We start from the raw sequence: 21,121 nt of genomic DNA on the forward strand, positions 1-21,121 counted from the left end.
CTCGCTGCCAGATTCCAGGTGCTTGACTCTCACGTGGCGTCAGGCTGCATAGTCGGTGTCGTGGAGGAGCACCTGACCGTGGGGCGCGTAGCCGAGTTGGCGGGCGTGAGCGTTCGCACCTTGCATCACTATGACGAGATCGGGCTGGTTCGGCCGTCGATGCGGACTGCAGCCGGGTATCGGGCGTACTCGGCCGGTGACGTGGAGCGACTACGCGAGGTACTTGTATACCGCCGCTTGGGTTTCGGGCTGCGGGAGATCGCGGACCTGGTCGGCGACCCGTCCACTGACGCGGTCGCACATTTGCATCGACTCCGTGGTCTCTTGCTGGAACGGCGCGAACACACCGATGCCATGATCGCCGCCATAGATCGAGAACTCGAGGCACGGGCGAAGGGAGTCATGGTGGGTCCAGAGGACCAACTGAAGACGTTCGGCGCACAGCTCTACGACGCGATCGGCGGCGCCTACACCGCCACACGGCGCACTGACCCTCGCATCGCCGCGCAGATCTGGGACGGGCTCGGTGACGCGCAGACGGTGCTGAACGTTGGGGCCGGAACCGGGTCCTACGAGCCCTCCGACCGGGAGGTGACCGCAGTAGAACCGTCGGCGGTCATGCGCGCGCAGCGCCCCGCCGGCTCAGCACCGTGCGTGGCTGCCGCAGCCGAAAGACTGCCGTTCGCCGACCAGTCCTTCGACGCGGCGATGGCCGTGTCCACCGTCCACCACTGGCGCGACCCGATCTGCGGGCTGCGCGAAATGCGGCGTGTGGCCCGCCGGGTGGTGGTGCTCACTTTTGATGCTTGCGAGCCCGGGTGGCAGGACCGGTTCTGGCTGACTCGCGACTATCTGCCAGAGTTCGGCGACCTCCTTGCAGACTTCCCCTCGCTTGCGGCAATGGCCGAGCCGATCGGCGCCATCGCGGAGCCGGTGCCCATTCCGTGGGACTGCACCGATGGTCTGTTCGAGGCGTACTGGCGTCGGCCAAGGGCGTATTTGCAGGATCATGTTCGCCGTGCGGTATCGACCTGGACGAGGGTCGGACCGGAGGCCGAGCATCGGGCGGTGCGCAGCCTGAGCGACGACCTGGCCTCGGGGCGGTGGGCCGCGCGTAACGGTGATCTCACCGGTCTCGACATGGCAGATCTCGGCCTTCGGTTGCTTATAGCCTGAACGCAGTATGGGAGCTGCATGACGGCCATAGACAGCGCCCAACCGCGCCCGCGCAACCAGGTGGCATCGTCGACGTCAATGGCATCGCGGAAACCTCATATCGCGGACCGGACCTGTGTATCGCGTTGTGAGCGTGTCGATTCGAAGTGGAGACGAGGTAGGACCCGGTCCCTATGGTGGATCGATGGCATCGGTTAAGCAGATCCAAGTCACCTTCGATTGCGCAGAACCTGAGCGTGTTGCTCGTTTCTGGTCGGAGGTGTTGGGGTACGAGCACCGGGGCTCGGCCTGTATCGATCCCTCAGGTGTGGGCCCTCGCCTGTACTTCCAGCGTGTGCCCGAGGGGAAGGTCGTGAAGAATCGGGTGCATCTCGACGTGCGGGTCGGCACCGGGCTTGTGGGTGAGGAGCGCGTGGCTGTACTCGAGTCCGAATGCGCTCGATTGGTCACGCTCGGCGCGGCACGTGTGCGACTACTGCGTGCCGATGGTGTCAATGAGTCGTGCCTGGTGATGCAGGACGTCGAGGGCAACGAGTTCTGTCTCGACTGAGCAGCCGAGTACCGGGGCGCCTCGACGTCGGCCAGGGTCTGTGCGATCGGCGCATATGGTCGGGAGGTCGGTTGGCGACGTAGGTTGCTGCTGTGGGTGTTGATACGAAGTGCCCACAGCAGCAACACAACTCAGGCGTCGGCGGGTACGTTGGCCGATCGTAGGTCGGGTAGGCCGAGGTTGTCGCGCAGCGTGGTTCCGGTGTATTCGGTGCGCAGGACGCCGCGGTCCTGGAGTAGCGGGACCACGTGGTCGACGAATTCGTCCAGGCCGGTCGGGACGAGGTGCGAGCCGAGGATGAAGCCGTCGGATCCATCGTTGCCGACGAATTCGTCTATCTTCTCCGCGACCCGGGCCGGTGTTCCGACGATCGGCCCGCGTTCGAACTGATCGATCACCGTCTCGCGCAGCGTCAGCTTCTTGGCCTCGGCGACCTCACGCAACCGCTGGACCGTGCCGAATCGATCCTGGTGCAGAAACGCGCGGCCCTGAATGAACGCAGGCGCGTCGGGATCGGGGTCGATATCGGGAATCGGACCCTCGGGGTCGTAACCGGAGAGATCGCGGTTCCAGATCTGTTCGAGCAGGATCAGCGCGGTCTGTCCGGTGACCTGTTCGTTGCGGATCGCGTGGTATTTCTCGATCGCTTCGGCCTCGGTGTCGCCGAGGACGAAACTCGCCGAGGGCAGGATCTTGATGTCATCGGCCGAGCGTCCGGCGGCTACCGCGCGAGCCTTGATGTCGCGGTAGAAATCCGCCGCTTCGGGCAGTTTGCCGTACGGGGAGAAGATGGCGTCGGCATTGGCCGCGGCGAAATCGCGGCCCTGCGGTGAGACACCGGCCTGCAGAATCACCGGCCTGCCCTGCGGACTGCGTGGGACCGTGAACCTGCCCGCGATGTCGAATTGCTTGCCCTGGACGGCGAACGTGCCTGCATCGGGCCGGGCGAGGAATTGCCCGGTTTCCTTGTCGGCGACGATGTCATTGACATTCCACGAATCCCACAGTGCGCGCACGGCATTGAGGGTCTCTTCGGCACGCACGTAGCGGTCGGCCGGGTCGAGGAAGCCGCCGCGGCGGAAGTTCTGTCCGGTGAAGGCGTCGAAGGAGGTGACCACGTTCCACGCGGCGCGACCACCGGAGAGATGATCGAGGGTGGCGAACTGGCGGGCCAGTTCGTAAGGCTCGTTGAAGGTCGCGTTGATGGTGCCCGCGAGGCCGAGATGTTCGGTGACCGCGGCGATAGCGGCCAGCACCCCGAAGGTGTCGGGGCGGCCGATGATGTCCTGGTCGAAGATCTGGCCTGCGCGTTCACGCAGGATGAGACCTTCGGCGAGGAAGAAGAAGTCGAACTTGCCGCGTTCGGCCGTGCGCGCGGTGTGTTCGAAAGAGCTGAAATCGATTTGGCTGCCCGCCCGAGGGTGCCACCAGGCGGTGTGGTGGTTGACGCCGCCGAGGTAGGCGCCGAGGATGACCTGCTTACGGGGTGTACTCATCGGTGGGACCTCACACTCTGGCGTAGCGGTTGGGCACGGTGGTCGACAGACCGAGCAGTCCGCGCAGGGAATCCTCGGGGTAGCTGGTGCGGAACACTCCGCGATGCTGCAGGGCAGGCACGAGTCGTCCTACGATCGCGGCCAGGTCATCGACCGCGACCCCGGGTCGCAGCCGGAACCCGTCGACGCCCTGGGTGTCCCAGTCGATGAGCAGATCGGCGAGCTCCTCGGCGCTGCCGGTGAAAAGGGCTGCGTCGGAGCTGAATTCGGCACCGGACTGATCGTTGAGCCGGGCGAGGCGCTGCGCGCCGCTCTCGTCGTCGGTGTCGAGGAAGACGACCAGGTCGGCGTATACCCGCAGTGGTTCGCCCACCCTGGTCGCGCCGGCGGTCGCGACCTGCCGCAGGATTCCCGTCGGTCCGTGCTCGCGCGTGGGTGTGATGAAGACGAGATCTGCTGCCGCAGCGGCGAACTCGTAGACGCGTGGCGCGTGGCCCAGTGCGGTGACCACTGGTTGACCCTGTGGTGGGCGCGGGGTGATGGCGGGACCGCGCACGCTGAAGAAGCGGCCTTCGAAGTCGATGTAGTGCAGTTTGTCGCGGTCGATGAAGCGGCGGGTGGCGACGTCGCGGATCTCGGCGTCGTCCTCCCAGCTGTCCCACAGGCGCCGCACCACTTCGACGGCGTCGGTGGCCTCTTCGAACAATGCTTCGGCGTATTCGGGAAGCTTGCCGGTCGCGATGATCTCGGCGAACTCGGCGGGTGTCGGTTCGGTGATCTCGCGGCGCCCGAAGTGCTCGGCTTCCTCGGCACCGGCCGAGACCCTGACCTGCCAGCCCGCGCGACCACGTGAGGTGTAGTCGAGGGTGGCGATGGCGGTGGAGACATGGAACGGTTCGGTGTGGGTGGTCGTCACCGTCGGGATCAGGCCGATGTGTCGGGTGATCGGGGCGAGTCGAGCGGCGATGAGATGTGCGTCGAGCCGGGCACGGACCTGGTCTACGGCGTCATCGCCGCGGGTGTGCACTGGGCCGGGGACGCGCAGGCTGTCCTCGATCGTGACGAAGTCGAGCAGGCCACGCTCCGCGGTGGTGACCAGGTCGGTCCAGTATGCGGCGGTGAACAATTCGGTGGGCCGCGAGTTCGGTGCTCGCCAGGCGGCCGGGTGCCAGCCCGCGCCGTCGAGCGCGACACCCAGGTGCAGTGGGTTCGGTGCCATCGTCTGCCATTTCTGTGGTTCGGTGAACGGTCCCTGGTGCAACGCTCGATGCCGGGCACCGTGTTGTGGGGCGGGTAGGAGCGGCGCAGTCGAAGGATGGGCAACGCCTCGATGTCGGCAACGATCACAGGTGGCCAGCGGGGGTGCTGGGTGATCGGGACCGGCCCGCTGCGGCGACGTCAACCGTTGAATTCAGCCCGATCGACGGGAAATAGGCCGCCGCCTGCAGTTGGTCCGCGAGGGTCGCGTTTCTATGGCTGGTGGTGGATGGGGTCGATCCAATGCACGGCTTCGGGCTTCTCGATCGGCTCGATCTCGAGATTGACGACGACGGCTTCGCTGTCGCTGCGCACGAGCACGCATTCCAGGGATTCGTGGGTACTGGCGTTGATCTCCTGGTGCGGGACATACGGTGGCACGAAGATGAAGTCGCCCGGCCCGGCCTCGGCGACGAATTCCAGCTGCTCGCCCCATCGCATCCGTGCGCGGCCGCGGATCACGTAGATGACACTTTCGAGTGCGCCGTGATGGTGGGCGCCGGTCTTGGCATCCGGATGAATCGTGACGGTCCCGGCCCAGATCTTCTGCGCGCCGACCCGGGCGAGATCGATCGCGGCCGCCCGCTCCATCCCGGGTGTCTGCGCGGTGTTCGGATCGAGCTGATCCGCCTTGATCACCCGGACACCGTTGTGCCGCCAGTCCTCGGCAGTCATGGTTGCGCTCCTCCAGTTCCACTCGCTTCGAGCTGCATCGCCGAATGCGGGTCGATGTCGATGTCGGGTCTGCACCCGCAGGACTCGCCCCGATCGAGGGTGACGGGCATCGGGGTGCGCTCCACGGAGTCATCTGTGGTCGCGCGATCGAGAACGTCGGCGATCGCGTGCTGCGCGATGATCTCGATGGGTTGTTGCGCCGAGGTAAGGGTGATCTGTCCGAAGTTCTGAGTCGTACCGGCGTCGAATCCGACGATGCGGATGTCGCCGGGCACACGCAGGCCCGCATCGGTGACCGCGCGCATGGTCGCGGCAGCTTGCCCATTCGTGCCGACCACCAGACCCTGTGGGGGAGGACTGCCTGAAGCGAGATGGGCGCTGACTGCGCGGTAGGCGCCCTCGGGGGTCAGATCCGTGTGGATCAGGGTGCCGGAGCCGGTGATCGAGACGAAGCCTTCATAGCGCTGCGCGACGGTTTCCCGGTCACCGTATTCGACATCGTCGGCGGTGAATCCGCCGACGAAGGCGATGTCGTGGCAGTGGTGGACCTCGGCGAGGTGGGCGGCCGCCAGCCTGCCTGCCGCGACATGGTCGGCGCAGACCAGCGGTGTCGGGGCGTCGACCGGTCCGCGTCGGCTGTGCACCCAGGCGACGGGCACGCGGGCGCGGCGGCAGGACTTACTGATTTCGGGGGTGTTGACCGCGCCGACCACGATCAGTCCCTCGATGCCGACGTCAGTGAACGCCGCGGCGAACTCGAGTTCGCGGTCGGGGTCGTATCCCGTGTTGCCGATCATGGTCAGGTGATCGCGGACGCGCGCCTCGATCTCGAGTCGCCCGGCCAGCGCGGCATACAGCGGCAGTGTGAGATCGGGTACCAACAGACCGAGTTGACGCCACTTGCGTGGTCGTCGCAGTGCTCTGGCGTTGCGGTCGGGGCGATAGTGCAGCTCGTCGGCGGCGGCGAGAACCTTGGCGCGCAAGGCATCCGACACCGGCCGCGGCCCGTCGTTGAGGACGTAGCTCACCGCGGCGGTCGAGACGCCGGCCAGTGCTGCGACATCGGCGAGAGTGGGCCGTTTAGTGGTCACATTCGCTCCAGTATCGCAGCCCCCGCCGGAGGCCGTTCGGGTTTTGTTCATGCGGATTCCTACCCTATCCGGCGCTCGAATCCTGATTACGCTAATCGATTAGACACGTTACGAGCGCGACCCGGTGCCGCAACATACGACAGGTGAAGTAGACAACATGTCCCACACACGACTCAGCGGAGTCACCCATCACGAACCCGACAACGCCTACGACAGCTATGTCCTGTTCACCGGTGCCGACTCGATCACCCGCCTGATCGACCTGGCAGGCACCGTCGTTCGGCAGTGGCCGTTCACCGGGGTCCCGCCCCGGATCATCGACCCGGCGCTCAACGGCGGCCGCATCGGTGACATCGGAGTTCAGCTCAGCGAGAGCGGCGACGCGCGGGGCGGCATCTACGCCAACGGAACTGTCGGCCAACTCGATTGGCAGGGGAACACGGTGTGGGAATGGGGGAGCCAGGCGCCCGGCGGCGCCGCACGTCAGAATCACGACTGGGAACTGCTGCCCAACGGCAACCGGCTGTTGCTCGTCACCGTGCCACGGGTGGTGCCCGATCTCGGCGAAGCGACCGTCGGTGATCAAGGACTGTACGAGGTCGATCCCGACGGCGCCATCGTGTGGCAGTGGCTCGCCGGTGACCACCTGCACGAGTTCGGCTTCACCGAACTCGGGTGGCAGGCGCTGCGCGCCACCGCAGCCCGTGATCCCGAAGACCCGTGGGGCTACCTGGAAATGAACAGTGCGAAATCGCTGGGCCCCAATACCTGGCACACCCAGGACCCCGACACGGTCTTCCATCCGGACAACATCGTCGTCAGCTTCCGCAAAGCCAATATCGTCGCCCTGATCGACAGGGCATCCGGCTCGATCGCCTGGAAACTCGGCCCGTATTTCGACGCCGTTCCCGGCGCCCAGCATCAGCGCATCAGCGTGCACAAGGTACCGCGCCCGGTCGACCAGATCTCGGGCCAGCACAATCCGCACATGATCGCGCCCGGCCTGCCGGGTGCGGGCAACATCCTGGTCTTCGACAATCAGGGTGGTGCCGGGTATCCGCCTGCGCCGCTGGGTATCTACGCGGGATCGCGAGTGCTCGAGATCGATCCGACCACCGAGCAGATCGTCTGGCAGTACACCGCCGAGGACTCCGAGCGGCCGCCGTGGACGTTCTTCAGTTCCTTCGTCAGCAACGCTCAGCGACTGCCCAACGGCAACACCCTCATCACCGAGGGAATGCGGGGCCGGTTGTTCCAGGTGACCCCGGAGGGCGCGGTGGTGTGGGAGTACCACAGCCCCTATGAGGGCTACGGCGTCGCCGGTGAGCCCGAGGTTCGCGTACCTCGCGTGCCCGGAGTCGACCGACTCTCGTTGACCCCGTTGGTGTATCGGGCTCAGTCGGTTCCCTTCGAATGGGTTCCCGACCTCGCCGCGGAATCCGCGAACAGCTGACCCGACCACGTCGCCGCCGGTGCGGGCAGCCCGCTCGTGCTGACACAGAACCGAAGAAAGGACGACGAGGTGACAACCAGCGTGGGAACCAAGACAGCATCCGATCCACCGGCAACCTCGAAACGCAACGCACGACGCCCACACCACACCGGCACATCAACGTGGATCGCCCGCGCGAAGGCACTGGCGTGGACGATCACCGGGCTCGGTCTGGCCGCCCTGGTGTGGTCGCTGGTCGCGGCAGGTGGGCAATTCCCGGACGAGCTGTTTCCGGCCTTACCCGAGATCGGGCGAGCCGGGTACAGCATGTGGCTCGACGGCATCTTGGCCGACGACATCATCGCCAGCTTGCGCCGTGCCGCAACGGGATTCGTCATCGGCGCGCTGGCAGGCATCGCCGCGGCGGTCCTGACCGCGAACACCACGACCGGACGCAAACTGCTGCAACCGGTCCTGCGGTTGCTCTCGCCCATTCCGACGATCGGACTGGTCCCGCTGGCGATCCTGTGGTTCGGGCTCGGCGAGGACAGCAAGGCGCTGGTGATCGCGCTCGGCGTTTTCGTACCGGTGTGGATCAACAGTCACGCCGGCTTGTCGGGCACTCCACAGGACTACCTGCAAGCCGCGCGCTGCCTGGGCGCCGGGCGGCGTCAGACGCTTTTCGGGATCGTGTTGCCCGAAGCGGCGCCCGACATCGTCTCCGGACTGCGTGTCGGTGCCGCGATGTCGTTCGTCCTCATCGTCGTTGCCGAAATGACGGGAACGACCGAGGGCATCGGCTATCGCATCTACCAGTCGCAGATGTTCTCCCAAGCCGACCGGGTGATCGCGTGCCTGATCGTGCTCGGCATCATCGGCGCCGTCTGCGACCTGGCGATCGCCTCGCTGACCGCGCCGCTGACGAAATGGTCGGAAAAGGAGCACTGAGATGGCACTACACACCCACGACCTCGTCGTTCAGTACCCCGGACAGTCGGCCCCGACGCTCAACGGGATCAGCATGTCGATCCCCGACGGCTCGTTCACCGTGCTGGTCGGCGCCTCCGGCAGCGGCAAGTCGACCCTGCTGCACTGTCTTGCCGGTCTCATCACCCCCACCACTGGGACGGTGACCGACAACGACACGCCGGTACTGGCCCCGGATCCGCGCCGTGGCATGGCCTTTCAGCGCGATGTGCTGTTTCCGTGGATGTCGGTGGCCGACAATATCGAGTTCACCCTGCGGGCGCGGGGTGTTCGCGCCCGGGAACGACCGGCGCGCGTCGTCGAACTTCTCGATGTTGTCGAGCTGCCCGATGGAGTCGGCGCACGCCGTCCCAGCGAACTGTCCGGCGGCATGCGACAGCGAGTGAGCATCGCCCGCATGCTCGCCGGCGAGCCCACCGTGATGCTGATGGACGAACCCTTCGCGGCACTGGACGCGCTGACGCGCCTGAAAATGCAGGACCTGGTCATCGACCTGTGGACCAGATATCACCGCACCGTCGTGTTCGTCACCCACGACATCGACGAAGCGATCCGGCTGTCCGACACCGTCAGCGTGCTGCGTGACGGCCACATCGTCGAACACCTCGCGAATCCCTTGACCCGGCCGCGTCATTCGGACGCACTGGCCGAACAACCCGGCTACAGCCAGATCCGCAAGCTCCTGCACCACGAGCTCGGCATCGACCACGCCATCGCCTGACCCACCTTTCGAGCTAGGACACATCGTGAAGAAATCTCTCCGACGCACCGTTGCCGCGGCCTTGGCCGTACTCGCCCTCTCGGGCGCTACCGCCTGCGGCGAAGCAGGCAACACCGATCCCGCTACGCTCACCGTCGGATTCGTCGTCGACCCGTCCTGGGCTCAGATACCCGTCGCCGACCGGCTGGGGCTGTTCGGCAAGCACAACGTCAAGGTCGAAGTCATCAACTTTCCCTCCGGGGTCGAAGCACTGCAGGCGGTCGCCGCCGGACAGGTCGACATCGCCACCGCCGCCGATGTGCCCACCTCCGCCGTACTGACCCGGTCACCGTTGCTGCGGATCGTCGGTGACGGCTCACGCTGGCAGGGCTCGCGCATCGTCGCCCGACGGAGCGCAGGCATCAACGACGTCGCGGACCTGGCGGGCAAATCCATCGGCACACCATTGGGCACCAGTGCCGCGTATTTCGTCGCGAACACCTTGGCGCACAACGACATCGCGGCGAACCTGGTTCAGGTGGCCCCCTCGGCGATGGTCACCGCGGCCACCCAACGCGACGTCGACGCGGTGTCGATCTTCCAGCCCTACCAGGCCCAGGTCATCTCCGCGCTCGGCGCCGACGCAGTCGAACTGTCCGGCGGCAGCTACAACCAGCACAGCCTCTACCTGGCCACGCAGGACGCCGTCACCCGCAAGGCCGACGCCGTGACCTCGTTCTTCGCGGCCCTGTCCGACGCGAGCGAGCAGTTGAAGGCTCTCGCGGATCCCGCCGTCGAGGCGGTCTCGGCGGCCACACAGCTGCGTCCCGACCTGCTGCGCACTGTGCTTCCGCAGTTCGACTTCACGCTGCAATTGCCGCCCGCGCTTCCGGGCAAGCTCGACGAGCTGGGACGATGGGCCGAGAGCCAAGGCAAGATCAAAGCCGGTACCCCGCTGCCGGACTACGCGACGCTGATCGACAACCGCTTCCTTCCGGTGAGCAAGTGACCGGCGCCCGCTGCCGACCGCGAAACGGTTGACCGGGCCGTCGCCCTGATCGACCAGCCGGCCGAGGACCTCGAGCTGAAGTGTGTGCGGGACTATCGTTTGAAGGCGTCTTTGACCTTGGCGGCGGCCAGTTTGAGGTTGCCCCTGGCTTGGTCGGCACGGCCTTCGGCCTCGAGGCGTTGGTTACCAACCGCTCGACCGATCACCTTCTTCACCTTGCCCTTGGTGGCCTCAGCTGAATACGCGAGCTTCTTGCTGATACTCATGGTTGTGCGCTACTCCTCGAGCGGTCAGCCACCGAATACTCACTGACACATGACGATGACAGGCGGCCGACGGCCGCTGCGGATGACACCAGTCAACGCGGCGATCGGGTCGGTGTCAACGATGTTGCTGTGTGCCAGAACCGGATTCGTTCTCGTGGATGCGCGTGCGGCGAACGTCTCGGTTCGGAAAGAGTCCGTCCCACAGTCTTGTCGGGGTGCGTTCGGGATCCATCAGGTCGTTTTCGGCCAGGAGGCTGTCCTCGTTCGCGACGGTTTCGGGGTCGAATCGGATCAGGGTTCGGCCGTCGCCGCGCAGTGCTTCGACGGTGCGTACGAGCGAGGATGTTTCGGCGAGGGTGGCGTCGAACTTCGCGGGGTCGGCGTCGAGGTGTTCGCAGAGCAGTCGGCGGCGGATGCCGAGAATGGTGTCGCGGAGGAGTTCGCCGTCGGCGGTTGTCGGGGTGACCTCGACGGCGAGATCGCATTCGGTGTCGAAGCCCATCGACCGATTGTTGAGGTTCGATGATCCGACCCGCAGGAGCCGGTCGTCCATCACCAACACCTTGGCGTGGACGTAGATGGGCGCACCGGCGGCGGTGACCGGGTAGTAGACGCCGAGCCGGTTGTTGATATCGGCTTCCCACAGCAGATGCAGGAGGCGTCGGCGGGCGCCGTCCATCGCCGCTTGTTCGAGCCAACCGTCGGCGTGGCGGGGGAGTACCAGCACGATCTCCGGGCCGTTCGGTTCGCGCAGGCGGGCGGCGATCGCCTCGGCGATGGTGCGCGACCCCAGGTACTGGCTCTCGATGTAGAGCGAGCGGGTGGCGCCCGCGATCGCCGCGCGATACAGCGCCTCGATCTCGCGGACCTCGGTGCGGTCGGCGAGCTCGGGGAGGGTGCGGGCGATCCCCACGTCGACGGACCGCATCGTCGGCTCCAGGTCTTCCGGCCACGGTCCGTCGCCGGTGATCTCGTCGATCGGGGGCAGTTCTTGCCCAGTGGCCGATTTCCATCTGGTGGCGGCCAGTTCGGCGATCGCCTTCGCCGCGGCACCGTCCACGGCGGTGGTCGCGTCGTGCCACGGGCCGTAACGGTTGCCGTTCGGGGCGGTTCGGTAGGTGTTGTCGTCGTGATGGTCGCTGGTGTCCCAGCGGTCGACGGTCATGTCGATGCCGCCGCAGAACGCGAGTTGGTCATCGATCACGATGATCTTCTGATGGTGCGCCGAGCCGATGGGGTGCGCGCCGTCCATTTCGAAGTGCAGTCGTCGGTCGGTCATCCAATTGACGACAAAGATCGGCGTCATCCCCCGGCCGATCGCGGCGAACGCACCGACATTCCATTTCAGCAGGTAGATCTCGAGATCGGGACGTTGTTTCGGCAGCCAGGACAGGAATTTGCCGAGCCGATCGGGCCCCTGCAGGGTCTGGCCCTGCGGTTCGAACTTGATCCGGGTGTCGAAGTCCCAGCCGATCAGCACGATGCGTTTGCGAGCCCGCAGCATCGCGGCCTTGGCATAGCGGAAATAGTCCGCCGCGTCGATGATGCAGGCCAGGCGATCTGCCTGGGCGATCTGCCAGCAGGTTTCGCCGGGAGTGAGGATTTGTCGCGCGTCGCTCATGTGTCGTTCAGTCCAGTCCCGTCGATCGGCACCCGTCCCCGCAGGTGAACGACTCACAATACTGGGTGGGCTGCCGCCAACGAAAAGTCCGAGGCGGGCAGTGTGCCCCACCGCACTTTCCGTCCGTCAGTACAGCTGTTCCCGCGCAGGCTCCGAGTCGGCGTGCGTTTGCGGTCGAGGAGCTGGATGGTGTGTGGCTCTCAGGGCGTATCCAACACACTGGCCGGAACCCCGTAGGGCAGGAACCGCACCCGTCGGCGATCGTCGGTGTTGTCGCGATGTGCCCGTAGAGCCTTGAGCTCGGTCGGAAATACCTGGTCGACCCGAGCCTGGCCGAGGTCGTCGATGCTGAAGATCGCCCACACCCCCGCGCCGGTCTCACCGGTGGTCTCACCCTCGGGCCCCGGCGGACGTGGCCGCTCCGGCTCGAAGAACTGACCGAACAATGACGTCAATGAACCGACGCCGACCTGATCTACACGATCCAGATACCCGCCTGCTTTTCCGAGCAGCCCCCGGAGTTCGGTTTCCGCCCCGCGCAGTGCACGCTCGAAATCTTCCGGATCGAGGCCGAATGGTCCGTTGGTTGCCATCGCATGTGCTCCTGGGGACGAGTTGGACGCTAGCCCTCAGTGTCCTCGCGAAACGACGACTTCGCCACGTCGGCCTTGCACTGGCTCGACGCCGACACGACCGGCCGTGCGAATTTCACCTGCGTCAGAGGCCCGAGCTGAGAATGGCCCGGACGAACGTGTCGGTTGATTCGGTCAGCTCCGCGACCGTGCCTGCGGCGAGGACCCTGCCCTCGTGCAAGATCACCATGCGGTCGGCGAAGCCGCTGTGGGCCAGCATGTGGACCTCGTTGCTGACCACGAGCACTGCCGCACCGGAGTCGGCGTAGTCGCGCAACGATTTCCACACCGCGTATGCCGTCCCCATATCGAGGGAGTTGGTCGGTCCGTCTGCGATGAGGATGGGTGGGGCGGGCAGCAGCGCGGCGGCGAGTGCGGCGCGTTGGATCTGCCCGCCTGAATGTTGATGGGGGAGAAGGTCCAAGGCGTCGGCGGGATACTGCGCAGCGGTGCACGCTCGCTCGACACTCCACGCTCGGTGGCGCATTTGCAGCGTCTGCAACTGTTCGCCGACTGCCTTGTCGGTGTCGAAAGTGGTCACACCTTCTTGCGGCACGTAGCCGACAACGCGCTCACCCAGTGACTGCCAGTGCCGACCGTCGACAGTCTCACCGTTGATCGAGATGAGCCCCTGTTGGTGCGCGGTGCTCGGCAATCGACCGGTGAGAGCTGAAGCGACCATTGTCTTTCCGGCGCCGGGTCCGCCGAGCACGGCGGTGATTCGACCGGGAATTACGGCGACATCGACGTCTGTGAGCACCGTTTCGCTCCAGCGGCCGGTGTTGATGCGGACCGTGAGGCCGGACAGTTCTGCGGTCATCGTCCTAAGGGAACGTTAGGAACCGCCCGTGCGGCTTCCTTTCGGCTTGTGACAGCCGACACAGTGGTCTGCGACGGTGCAAAGCCGCGCCGATAGAGGAGGGTCCAAGGTGACAACGGCACAGGCCGGTGGTGAACGGCGAGTAGTGGCGAACGTGCTGCGCGGCTCGATCGGCAACCTGGTCGAATGGTACGACTGGTACGTCTACGCCGCGTTCAGCGTGTACTTCGCGAAAGCGTTCTTCCCCGACGGCGATCCCACGGCGCAGCTTCTGTCGACGGCGGCGGTCTTCGCGGTCGGGTTCATCATGCGCCCGATCGGCGGCTGGGCACTCGGGCGCTACGCCGACCGGTTCGGCCGTCGTTCCGCCCTCACCCTGTCGGTGACGGTGATGGCCGCCGGCTCGCTGATGATCGCGGTGACACCCGGATTCCAGACGATCGGTATCGCGGCGCCGGTGTTGCTGCTCATGGCGCGGCTGCTGCAAGGACTGTCGGTGGGCGGCGAATACGCCACCAGCGCCACCTATCTGTCGGAGGTCGCGTCGCCGGGCAAGCGCGGCTTCTACTCGAGCTTCCAGTACGTGACGCTGGTCGCGGGTCAACTCGTCGCACTCGGGGTGCAGATCGTGTTGCAGCAGCTGCTCACGTCGGAGCAGATGTACAGCTGGGGCTGGCGCATTCCGTTCCTGATCGGCTCCGGCGGCGCGATCGTGGTCATGCTGCTGCGGCGCGGCATGGACGAGTCGGACTCGTTCAAGTCCATGGAGAAGACGTCCGGGACCGGCGAAGCGGCCGCGAGCAGTTCCCGCGGTTCGCTGCGGGTCCTGCTGCAATACCCCAGGGAATGCCTGCTGGTGGTCGGCCTGACCCTGGGCGGAACCGTGGCGTTCTACACCTACACGACCTACATGCAGAAGTTCATGATCAATACCTCGGGCATCTCCAAGGACACCGTGGCCTGGATCAACTTCGTCGCGCTGCTGGTCTTCGTGGTGCTCCAGCCGATCGCTGGTGGTCTGTCGGACCGGATCGGCCGACGCAAACTGCTCATCTTCTTCGGTGTCGCGGGCACGGTGCTGACGGTGCCGATCATGACGATGCTCGCGCACACCTCCAACGCGCTGGCGGCCTTCGGCCTGATGATGCTCGCACTGGTGATCGTCACCGGCTACACCTCGATCAACTCGATCGTGAAGGCGGAGCTGTTCCCCACCAAGATCCGCGCGCTCGGTGTCGGTCTGCCGTACGCGCTGACCGTGGCCATCTTCGGTGGTACCGCCGAGATGATCGCCCTCGCGCTGAAGAAGGCGGGCCTGGAGTCCCTGTACTTCTTCTACGTCGCCGGATGTATCGCGATCTCGCTGATCACCTACTACTTCATGCGGGAGACCTCGGCCGAGTCGACCATCGAGGCCGAAATCGGTGTCGATGCCGAGCCGGGTGAGCAGGATCGGGCGATGGCCGCCGTGCGTGGCTGACCGTCCGGAAAACGCGCCGGTCCTGCCGCTATGGGAGGATCGGCGCGTGCGGCTTGCGGTGGTCGAAGACGACGACGGAGTGGGCGACGCCCTGGTAGAGGCGCTCACCGCGCGCGGCTACCGGGCCGGGCGGATGCGTCGTGGCGCCGACCTGCTCATCGCCCACCGCGACTACGACGCCGTGCTCCTCGACCTCGGCTTGCCCGATGCGGACGGGCTCCAGATCCTGCGTCAGCTGCGTGAGGTCAGCACCATCCCGGTGCTGATCCTGACCGCCCGCAGCGATGAGCGCTCCATCGTGCGCGGCCTGCGCGGCGGCGCCGACGACTATGTGGTCAAACCACCACGGATCGCCGAGCTGATGGCACGGTTGGAAACCGTCCTGCGCCGAGCCGCGGCCGTTGCCCAGCAGGCCAGGACCGAAGTCGTCACCGGCGATGTCCGGGTGGATCTGCGCGCCAGGGTCGTCGAGGTGGCAGGCACCCCGATCGCGCTCACGCAGAAGGAATTCGAGCTGGTCGAGGTACTGGTGGAACGGCCGGGCGCCGCGGTGAGCAGACAGCAGTTGATGGACCGTATCTGGGGCGACGCGTTCGTCGCGGTCTCGCGCTCGCTCGACGTCCACATGACCGGGCTGCGCGCCAAACTGAACCGGCCCGGACTGATCACCACCATTCGCGGCTACGGGTATCGGTGGGGCGAGTGAGCGCCGGAGGTCGGGCATGCGCCGCAGACTGCTGATCGCTCTCACGGTGTTCGCGGCGCTGGCGGTGCTGGCTTTCGCGGTTCCGCTGTCGCTGACCACCGCGACCAGCCGGACCCAGCAGTTGATCCTCGGCCGTTCCGGTGACGCCGACCGTTTCGCGGCTCTCGCCGACGCGGCGGGGACTGCGGGCGGGGTGCAGGCGCTGGCCGACGAGGTCGGCCGCTATCACGAGCTGTACGGGGAGAACGTGCTGGTCGTCGATGCGCGCGGGGCGCCGATCGTCAACGCCGGGGTGCAGGTGAGCGATCCGCGGATCAGGGCCGCCGTGGCCGCGGCCCGCCGCAATCAGCGCCCGCAGCAGGTGGATCGGCTGATGCCGTGGAGCGCGCCGGCGATGCTCATCGCGCGTCCGGTGGGCACCGGCGTGCAGGTGAACGGTGCCGTTGTCATCGAGGCGTCCACTGCCGCGGCACGCGCGGCGATTGCCAGGATGTGGGCCGTGATCGCGCTCGGCGGGCTCGGCGCGATGGTCGTCTTCGTGCTGTTGGCGCTGGTCCTGAGCCGCTGGGTGCTGCGCCCGTTGGCCGCGATGTCGGCCGCGGTCGCCGAACTCACCGCGACTCTGCCCAAGCCACGCGGGCGCGCTCCGATCTCCAGGAGATACGGTGGCCCACCCGAGGTTCGTGACCTCGCCGAATCCGTCGACGCGATGGCCACCGCAGTCGCTGATTCGGCCGACGCGCAACACCAACTCGTCGCCGATACCGCACACGCCATGCGAAACCCGCTGGCCGCCTTGATGATTCGCCTCGACTCGCTGGAAGCCGCCGTCCCCGACCGTGCCTCGGCGACCTTCCGCGGGGCGACCGTGGAAGTGGAACGGTTGACCGCGCTGCTCGACGATCTGCTCGAGCTGGCCGTGGCGCAAGCCCCCGCATCGTTCGGGACCGCCGCGTCCGTCGAGCAGTACTGCGACCCCGCGCAGGTCGCGGCCGACCGCATCGACGCATGGGCTCCGGCGTTCGACGAGGCGCAGATAAGGTTGACCGCGGCACAGCCCGACCACGGGGAGAACATCTCGGCGACGCCTGTTCGCCCTCCGCTGCCGGGTAGCGACAGTCGCGCCTCGGCGGCGATCAGCCCGGCGGCGCTCGCGCAGATTCTCGATGTGGCACTGAGCAATTCGTGCCGGTACGCCGGGCCCGGCGCGCACACGGTCGTCGATGTGACGGCCGAGCCCGGCTGGGTGACGGTCGCGGTCACCGATGACGGGATCGGCGCCGCGCCGGACGAACTCGACAAACTCACCGCCCGGTTCTTCCGCGGTACCACCGCGGTGGCAGGCGGTACGGGGCTGGGACTGTCGATCGCGCAGGCGTTGGCCAAGGCGCGGGGCGGGACTTTGACAGTCGAGGCGGTGCGGCCGCACGGGCTCGCGGTGGCGGTCCGGGTGCCCGCGGTGGCGCGATGAGGGCCGCCGCGCCGATCTCGCGTCGCCGGATGCTGGCACTGGCCGCCCTCGCGTCGGCGGGCGTGTTCGGATGTGGCGCGAACGACCGCGTGCCCGTGCGGCTGGCCTCGGGCGAGGACGGTGGTTTCTACTACGCCTTCGCGCGACTGCTGGCCGCCGCGGCCGCGAACGAAACCGGCGACCTCCGCATCGAACCGGTGGAAACCGCTGGATCGCAACAGAATCTGCGGATGGTCGCCGACGGCGATGTCGAAACGGCACTGGCGCTGGCGGATTCGGCGGGCGACTTCGGGGGTCGTGTGGTCGCGCTCGGCCGCGTGTACGAGAACTATCTGCAGCTGGCGGTTCGCACCGACGGTCCGATCGTCGAGGTCGCCGACCTACGGGGACGCCGAGTCAATCTCGGTGCCGCGGGCTCGGGAGCGGCGGTCACCGGGCGGCGGCTGCTCGCGACGGCCGGTCTCGATCCCGTCGACGTCATGGTCGAGCACCGTCCGCTGCGTGACGCCGCGCAGGCACTGACGGACGGCAGCATCGACGCATTACTGTGGGCCGGTGGCGTGCCGACCGCCGCGCTCACCGTGCCCGACCCGATGCGACTGATCGACCTCGGTGCCCTCGCCACCCCGATGCGAGCACGGTACGGCCCCGTCTACGACCAGGTCGCCATCCCCGCCGACGCCTATCCGGGCAGCCCGGCGGTCGACACCATCGGCGTCGCCAACCTCCTGCTCGCCGCCGCCGACCTGCCCGACGAGACGGCGGGCGCCATCGTCGAACTCCTGGTCCGCCACGCCGACACCCTCGTCCCCACCGAGGCCGCGGGCACCCAGTTCCTCGACAGTCGATTCCTGATCGGCACCGGAACCGTCCCACTGCATCCGGGCGCCGCTGAGGTCTACCGCCGCTGGCATGGCTGACCTACCTGCTCCGTACCGATCGGCGCTGCCCGTCGAATTGGCACTGCTGCTCGGCCGGGGGCGGCGATCAGGCTCGGTAGAGCTGCTCGATTTCGTCGGCGAACCGCTCGGCGACCACGTGCCGCTTCACCTTGAGGGTGGCGGTGAGCTCACCGGCTTCCTCGGTGAGGTCGCGGTCGAGGACGGCGAACTTCTTGATGGATTCGGCGTGGGAGACAGTGCTGTTGGCGTCGTCGATCGCCTGCTGAACATCGGCCAGCAGCGCCGGATCCGTGCGCAGCTCGGCGATGGTGGCGTCAGCCGGTCGGTCGCCTGCTGTCTTCCATGCCGTGAACGTCTCCGGGTCGATGGTGATCAGCGCGGTGATGAACGAGCGACCGTCGCCGATCACCACGGCTTGCGAGATCAGCGCGTGCGAACGGATGCGATCTTCCATCGGGCCGGGGGAGACGTTCTTGCCGCCCGCGGTGACGAGGAGGTCCTTCTTGCGGCCGGTGATCGACAGGAATCCGTCCTCGTCGATGGCACCGAGGTCGCCGGTGCGCAGCCACCCGTCGTGCAGCGCGGCGGCGGTGGCTTCCTCGCTACGCCAGTACCCGGCGAACACCACACCGCCGCCCACCTCGATCTCGCCGTCGTCGGCGATGCGAACGGCGTTGCCGCCCAACGGTTGTCCCACCGAGCCGATCTTCACCGAGCCCGGCACGTTGACACAGTGCGCCGCGGTGGATTCGGTCAGGCCGTAGCCTTCGTACACCGGGACGCCGACGCCACGGAAGAAGTGCCCGAGTCGAGGCGTCAGCGCGCCGCCGCCGGAGATGACGAACTCGCAGTCACCGCCCAGCGCCGCCCGCAGTGGGGTGTAGACCAGCCGATCGCACAGCGCGTATTGCGCACGCAGGAGCAGCGACGGCCGTCGTGCGAAACCGCCGGTGTGGTTCAACGACTCACTCCATCGGACCGCGGTCTGTTCGGCGAATCCGAACACCGCGGCTTTGATCTTGCCGCCGTCGCGCGCCTTCTTCTCCGCGCCGTCACGCACCTTCTCGAACACGCGCGGCACCCCGAGAATGGTGTGTGGGCGGAAGCGTGTGAACTGTCCGGTGATGGTCTTGAAGTCCGCCCAGTGCGCCTGCGTCATCCCGGATTCGAACGCTGCCAGCGACACCGCCCTGGCCAGCACGTGCGCCAACGGCAGGAAGGTGAGCATCCGCTGCCCCGGACGGGCCACCTCGCCGATGCTGGCGCTGCGGATGCCGCGGACTTCGGAGAGGAAGTTGCGATGGGTGAGCATGCAGCCTTTGGGGCGGCCGGTGGTGCCGGAGGTGTACACCAGCGAGGCGAGGCCGTCGGCGCGCAGGCCGTCGAGCCGTTCGCGCAGGCGGTCGGCGGGTAGATCGGCGCCGTCGGCGATCAACACGGTTTCGGCGCCGTCGTCGATGACCACCGTCCGCCGAAGCGTGTCCGGCGCACCCGCGAGCAGGTCCTTGTGCGTGACGGTCTCGACGATCGCGAGCGCCGCACCGGAATCCTCGAGTATCCACCGCACCTGGTCGGCGGAGGACGAATCGTAGACCGGGACGGTGACCGCACCGGCGGCCCAGATCGCGAAGTCGAGCAGCGTCCACTCGAAGCGGGTGGCCGACAGCAGCACGACTCGGTCTCCGGGCTGAATTCCGTTGGCGATCAAGCCTTTCGCGACCGCGGACACCAGACGCGCGAACTCCTCGGCGGTGACGTCGAGCCAACGATCCCCCGCGGGCCGGGAGAACAACACCCGCTCCGGGAACTGTGCGGCCTGGGTGTAGACCGAGCCGACGATGGTCTCGTCCTCGGCGATGGTGAATGTGGCCGGCGCGGTGAACTCACGCATGCTCGCCTCCAAGGGTCTGGTCGGGGTGCGCGAATCGCCGCAGCGCCGCGGCGAAGTCGGCGATGTCGTTGGCTGTCCAGTCGTTCGTGCGCTCGCCGAGCAGCCTGAGGTCCTGCTGGATTGCGGCCTCGTGCGCCCGGCGCCCCGCGGCGGTCAGCGTCAGCGGATATCCGGCACGCAGATTGCCCTCGCCCGCCGCCACCCAGCCCGCGTCGATGCAGGTCCGCAACTGTCGCGACACCGTCGAGCGATGCACACCGAACGCTTCGGCGAGCTCGGTGGCACGACAGCCGGGGTTCCGCTCGATGTAGGACAACGCCGACCGCTGCGCGAACGAAGGGATGCCCTCCGCCGCGGGGCGCCCCGCGATTGTTTCGCGGACGATCTGGGTGAGCGCGTCGTGGACCGCGACGAGCTCGGGCGACCATCCGCCCGACTGGTGTTGCATGATGCAACTATAAACCCGTCGGTCGACAGGGTTGCGGGGAGGTCGATCCCTCAGCTCCGGAAGTCCTCGAAGTCGAAGCCCGGCGCGACTACGCAGCTGACCAGCACCTCCTCGCCGCCGCAGGGCCGGGCGGCCTGCCAGGTGCCTGCCGGGACGAGGTGCTGCACGCGGTGCCCTGATTCGATGGCGGGGCCGAGGATCACGGTCTCGGTCGCGGCGGGTGTGTCGCCGTCGCCGCCCAGCGCGAGTTCCAGTGGCCCGCCTCGGTGCCACATCCAGAGTTCGTCGGAGCGCACCGCGTGCCAGATCGACTGCTCGTGCTGGGGCAGCAGGAACAGGATGCCGGTCGCGGCGGCGCGCGGCCCCGGGTAGTCGGCGGGGACGAAAGTATGCGGACTGCGCCAGGTTTCGCGGAACCAGCCGCCTTCGGGATGCGGCAACAGGTCCAGGGTTTCCGCGGTCGGCGGCCGGTGCAGGAGTTCGGTGTGGCGGCCTGCGGGTCCGCGCCGGG

General features: G+C 67.1%; 21 protein-coding genes. 10 read left to right on the top strand and 11 right to left on the bottom strand.

Features of this window, described 5'->3' with window-relative positions; genetic code table 11:
- Positions 1-60: 60 nt before the first annotated feature.
- Positions 61-1,176 (top strand): MerR family transcriptional regulator, encoded by a 1,116-nt coding sequence (locus tag ACLJPD_RS16550; RefSeq protein WP_410873044.1) that lies wholly within the window; start codon positions 61-63, stop codon positions 1,174-1,176.
- Positions 1,177-1,360: 184 nt separating this feature from the next.
- The gene (locus ACLJPD_RS16555; RefSeq protein ID WP_410873045.1) at positions 1,361-1,726 is read left to right on the top strand and encodes a VOC family protein; all 366 of its coding nucleotides are present in this window, start codon (positions 1,361-1,363) and stop codon (positions 1,724-1,726) included.
- Between the two features lie 131 nt (positions 1,727-1,857).
- Here the strand turns inward: ACLJPD_RS16555 and ACLJPD_RS16560 are convergent, their stop codons facing one another.
- From ACLJPD_RS16560 to ACLJPD_RS16575, 4 genes are all read right to left on the bottom strand, one after another.
- Positions 1,858-3,222, bottom strand: coding sequence for an NtaA/DmoA family FMN-dependent monooxygenase (locus ACLJPD_RS16560; RefSeq protein ID WP_410873046.1), 1,365 nt, complete (start codon positions 3,220-3,222; stop codon positions 1,858-1,860).
- 10 nt (positions 3,223-3,232) lie between these two features.
- Positions 3,233-4,441, bottom strand: coding sequence for an LLM class flavin-dependent oxidoreductase (locus tag ACLJPD_RS16565; RefSeq protein WP_410873047.1), 1,209 nt, complete (start codon positions 4,439-4,441; stop codon positions 3,233-3,235).
- Positions 4,442-4,692: 251 nt separating this feature from the next.
- Complete coding sequence (locus tag ACLJPD_RS16570; RefSeq protein WP_410873048.1) at positions 4,693-5,154, bottom strand: cupin domain-containing protein; 462 nt, start codon at positions 5,152-5,154, stop codon at positions 4,693-4,695.
- The gene (locus ACLJPD_RS16575; protein ID WP_410873049.1) at positions 5,151-6,245 is read right to left on the bottom strand and encodes a LacI family DNA-binding transcriptional regulator; all 1,095 of its coding nucleotides are present in this window, start codon (positions 6,243-6,245) and stop codon (positions 5,151-5,153) included. The genes ACLJPD_RS16570 and ACLJPD_RS16575 overlap by 4 nt, the downstream gene beginning before the upstream one ends.
- Before the next feature lie 157 nt (positions 6,246-6,402).
- On the opposite strand from ACLJPD_RS16575, the gene ACLJPD_RS16580 reads away from it, so the two are divergent.
- The 4 genes from ACLJPD_RS16580 to ACLJPD_RS16595 all read left to right on the top strand — a co-directional run bounded on the left by ACLJPD_RS16580 (position 6,403) and on the right by ACLJPD_RS16595 (position 10,373).
- On the top strand, positions 6,403-7,698 hold the full coding sequence (locus ACLJPD_RS16580) for an aryl-sulfate sulfotransferase (protein WP_410873050.1): 1,296 nt from the start codon (positions 6,403-6,405) through the stop codon (positions 7,696-7,698).
- A gap of 69 nt (positions 7,699-7,767) precedes the next feature.
- Positions 7,768-8,625, top strand: a complete 858-nt coding sequence (locus ACLJPD_RS16585) for an ABC transporter permease (RefSeq protein ID WP_410873051.1) — start codon at positions 7,768-7,770, stop codon at positions 8,623-8,625.
- 1 nt (position 8,626) lies between these two features.
- Positions 8,627-9,385 carry an ABC transporter ATP-binding protein gene (locus tag ACLJPD_RS16590; protein WP_410873052.1) on the top strand — a complete coding sequence of 253 codons (759 nt, stop codon included), beginning with the start codon at positions 8,627-8,629 and terminating at the stop codon, positions 9,383-9,385.
- 25 nt (positions 9,386-9,410) lie between these two features.
- The gene (locus ACLJPD_RS16595) at positions 9,411-10,373 is read left to right on the top strand and encodes an ABC transporter substrate-binding protein (protein ID WP_410873054.1); all 963 of its coding nucleotides are present in this window, start codon (positions 9,411-9,413) and stop codon (positions 10,371-10,373) included.
- A 92-nt stretch (positions 10,374-10,465) separates the two neighbouring features.
- Here ACLJPD_RS16595 and ACLJPD_RS16600 read toward each other — a convergent pair whose 3' ends face one another.
- The 4 genes from ACLJPD_RS16600 to ACLJPD_RS16615 all read right to left on the bottom strand — a co-directional run bounded on the left by ACLJPD_RS16600 (position 10,466) and on the right by ACLJPD_RS16615 (position 13,712).
- Positions 10,466-10,639: a CsbD family protein gene (locus tag ACLJPD_RS16600; RefSeq protein WP_410873055.1), complete on the bottom strand. Its 174-nt coding sequence runs from the start codon at positions 10,637-10,639 to the stop codon at positions 10,466-10,468.
- Between the two features lie 115 nt (positions 10,640-10,754).
- Positions 10,755-12,260, bottom strand: a complete 1,506-nt coding sequence (locus ACLJPD_RS16605; protein WP_410873056.1) for a phospholipase D-like domain-containing protein — start codon at positions 12,258-12,260, stop codon at positions 10,755-10,757.
- A gap of 200 nt (positions 12,261-12,460) precedes the next feature.
- Entirely contained in the window at positions 12,461-12,853 is a 393-nt protein-coding gene (locus ACLJPD_RS16610; RefSeq protein WP_410873058.1) for a hypothetical protein, read from the bottom strand.
- Between the two features lie 124 nt (positions 12,854-12,977).
- Complete coding sequence (locus tag ACLJPD_RS16615; RefSeq protein WP_410873059.1) at positions 12,978-13,712, bottom strand: ATP-binding cassette domain-containing protein; 735 nt, start codon at positions 13,710-13,712, stop codon at positions 12,978-12,980.
- A 109-nt stretch (positions 13,713-13,821) separates the two neighbouring features.
- On the opposite strand from ACLJPD_RS16615, the gene ACLJPD_RS16620 reads away from it, so the two are divergent.
- Genes ACLJPD_RS16620 through ACLJPD_RS16635 form a run of 4 tightly spaced genes read left to right on the top strand, consistent with a single transcriptional unit; the run spans position 13,822 to position 18,289 of the window.
- Complete coding sequence (locus ACLJPD_RS16620; protein WP_410873060.1) at positions 13,822-15,192, top strand: MFS transporter; 1,371 nt, start codon at positions 13,822-13,824, stop codon at positions 15,190-15,192.
- 46 nt (positions 15,193-15,238) lie between these two features.
- Positions 15,239-15,898 (top strand): response regulator transcription factor, encoded by a 660-nt coding sequence (locus ACLJPD_RS16625; RefSeq protein WP_410873061.1) that lies wholly within the window; start codon positions 15,239-15,241, stop codon positions 15,896-15,898.
- Between the two features lie 16 nt (positions 15,899-15,914).
- Positions 15,915-17,369, top strand: a complete 1,455-nt coding sequence (locus ACLJPD_RS16630) for a sensor histidine kinase (protein ID WP_410873063.1) — start codon at positions 15,915-15,917, stop codon at positions 17,367-17,369.
- Complete coding sequence (locus tag ACLJPD_RS16635) at positions 17,366-18,289, top strand: TAXI family TRAP transporter solute-binding subunit (RefSeq protein WP_410873064.1); 924 nt, start codon at positions 17,366-17,368, stop codon at positions 18,287-18,289. The genes ACLJPD_RS16630 and ACLJPD_RS16635 overlap by 4 nt, the downstream gene beginning before the upstream one ends.
- A 67-nt stretch (positions 18,290-18,356) precedes the next feature.
- On the opposite strand, the gene ACLJPD_RS16640 is transcribed toward ACLJPD_RS16635, so the two are convergent.
- From ACLJPD_RS16640 to ACLJPD_RS16650, 3 genes are read right to left on the bottom strand one after another with little or no spacing between them, the layout of a single operon-like run.
- Positions 18,357-20,162, bottom strand: a complete 1,806-nt coding sequence (locus ACLJPD_RS16640; protein ID WP_410873066.1) for an AMP-dependent synthetase/ligase — start codon at positions 20,160-20,162, stop codon at positions 18,357-18,359.
- The gene (locus tag ACLJPD_RS16645; RefSeq protein ID WP_410873067.1) at positions 20,155-20,610 is read right to left on the bottom strand and encodes a MarR family winged helix-turn-helix transcriptional regulator; all 456 of its coding nucleotides are present in this window, start codon (positions 20,608-20,610) and stop codon (positions 20,155-20,157) included. The genes ACLJPD_RS16640 and ACLJPD_RS16645 overlap by 8 nt, the downstream gene beginning before the upstream one ends.
- A 50-nt stretch (positions 20,611-20,660) precedes the next feature.
- The gene (locus tag ACLJPD_RS16650) at positions 20,661-21,086 is read right to left on the bottom strand and encodes a cupin domain-containing protein (protein ID WP_410873431.1); all 426 of its coding nucleotides are present in this window, start codon (positions 21,084-21,086) and stop codon (positions 20,661-20,663) included.
- Between the last annotated feature and the right edge of the window lie 35 nt (positions 21,087-21,121).

The organism is Nocardia sp. A7 (genome assembly GCF_046549215.1).
GTDB lineage: Bacteria > Actinomycetota > Actinomycetes > Mycobacteriales > Mycobacteriaceae > Nocardia.